Origin of the sequence: Pseudomonas sp. PDM09, assembly GCF_014852305.1 — a bacterium.
Lineage (GTDB): Bacteria > Pseudomonadota > Gammaproteobacteria > Pseudomonadales > Pseudomonadaceae > Aquipseudomonas.
On sequence record NZ_JACVBI010000018.1, the window covers coordinates 1 to 1,932 of the forward strand.

The 1,932-nt window shown below is 59.4% G+C and carries 1 pseudogene; it reads left to right on the forward strand.

Going from position 1 to position 1,932, the window contains the following annotated elements:
* Window positions 1–437: 437 nt before the first annotated feature.
* Window positions 438–1,860 (forward strand): annotated as a pseudogene (gene ltrA, locus IB250_RS28450) (group II intron reverse transcriptase/maturase).
* Window positions 1,861–1,932: the final 72 nt, after the last annotated feature.

Consider the following 1,932-nt stretch of genomic DNA (forward strand, 5'->3'; position numbering starts at 1 on the left):
GTTTTTCGTTTGTGCGCCAGGCATGGCGCGTTGCGCGTAAGCGCAACCAGCTTGGCTGTGGTGGTCACGCTGGTGACTTGGAGGTGAAAGTCCTCTACACACCCGGCAAGGGGAAGTGTTAGCCAGAGGCAAGGGTGTCGCGGGTGACTGCGAATCTGAAGGAAGCCCGAGGCAAAATGCTGGCCTGACGAACAGGAAGCGGATTAGGCGGCGCAGCGGGGTAAGGGGGCAAACTTCCTCAAAACCCAATACTTGCACGGAACGCTGCGACGTAGATCCGACAGGCATAAGCAGGAAGGTCGCGCGAATTACCCTGGGAGATCTGTGCGTTTGCCAGTGTGCTACCGAGCGTCGAGAGGCGACGGGATGAGCGTGCAGAAGTCAGCCGAGGCCGTAGTAAGTGACGAATAACTCCGTCACCAAGGGCCGAACAGGTTATGCCGCCAGTAGGCGTCAGAGTCTCGTCGAATGTCGAAAAAGCAGAAATTTCTCCGCAAGAGAACTGTGACCCCAAGTCCCGGACAGAATCCGCGGGTGACGGCTGGCAGTGCGCAGGCATCGGCGGCGTCTGTGACGTGGACGAACGCGGAGCCGGACACGCTGATGGCGCGGGTGCTTGCACCCGCCAACCTCAGACGTGCGTATCAGCGCGTGGTCAGTAACAAGGGCGCACCGGGTGCCAATGGCATGACGGTCGACGACTTGGCGGACTACGTGAAACAGTATTGGCCGACCCTCAAGGCTCGGTTGTTGGCCGGTGAATATCACCCGCAAGGTGTACGCGCCGTCGACATTCCCAAACCCAAAGGTGGAACCCGTCAGTTGGGCATTCCCAACGTCGTGGATCGCCTGATCCAACAAGCTCTGCTGCAACAGCTCACGCCGCTCTTCGATCCGCTGTTCTCGGATTACAGCTACGGCTTCCGTCCGGGGAGAAGCGCTCACCAAGCCCTCGAAACCGCTCGCGACCATGTGGCAGCGGGTCACCGCTGGTGTGTGGAACTCGATCTCGAGAAGTTCTTTGATCGGGTCAATCACGATGTCCTGATGGCTTGCGTGGCGCGTCAAATCGAAGACAAGCGGGTGCTCAGACTGATCCGTCGCTATCTCGAAGCGGGAACGATGTCAGGCGGACTCGTCAGCCGACGGCAAGAAGGGACGCCGCAAGGCGGCCCGCTCTCGCCGTTGCTGTCGAATATCCTGCTCAACGAACTCGACCGCGAACTGGAGCGGCGGGGTCATCGCTTCGTGCGCTATGCCGACGACGCGAATATTTATGTGCGCAGTCGTCGCGCGGGTGAACGAGTGATGGTCAGTGTTGAGCGTTTCCTGACCCAGCGTCTGAAACTGACGCTCAACCGGGAAAAGAGCCGTGTGGTACGGCCTTGGGTCTGTGATTATCTGGGTTATGGGATGAGCTGGCATCAACAGCCGAGGCTAAGAGTGGCGGCGATGAGCCTGGGGCGCTTGCGCGACCGAGTCAGAGACCTGCTGCGCGGAGCGCGGGGCCACAAGATGGCGAATGTCATCGAGCGGATAAACCCCGTGCTGCGCGGTTGGGCAGGCTATTTCAAGCTAAGTCAGAGCAAGCAGCCACTTGAGGAGTTGGATGGCTGGGTGCGTCGTAAGCTGCGCTGTGCTGTATGGCGTCAATGGAAACGGCCCTCAACAAGGGCTCGGAACTTGATACGCCTGGGGCTCAGCAGGCACCGCGCCTGCATATCGGCGTTCAACGGTCGTGGTCCATGGTGGAGCTCAGGAGCTGCACATTTGAATCATGCGCTACCGAAGAAACTGTGGGATCGGCTTGGACTGGTCTCAATACTGGATACGATAACTCGGCTTAATCGCATAACTTGAACCGCCGTATACGGATCCGTACGTACGGTGGTGTGAGAGGACGGCGGCTGTGAAGCCGCCTCCTACTCGATC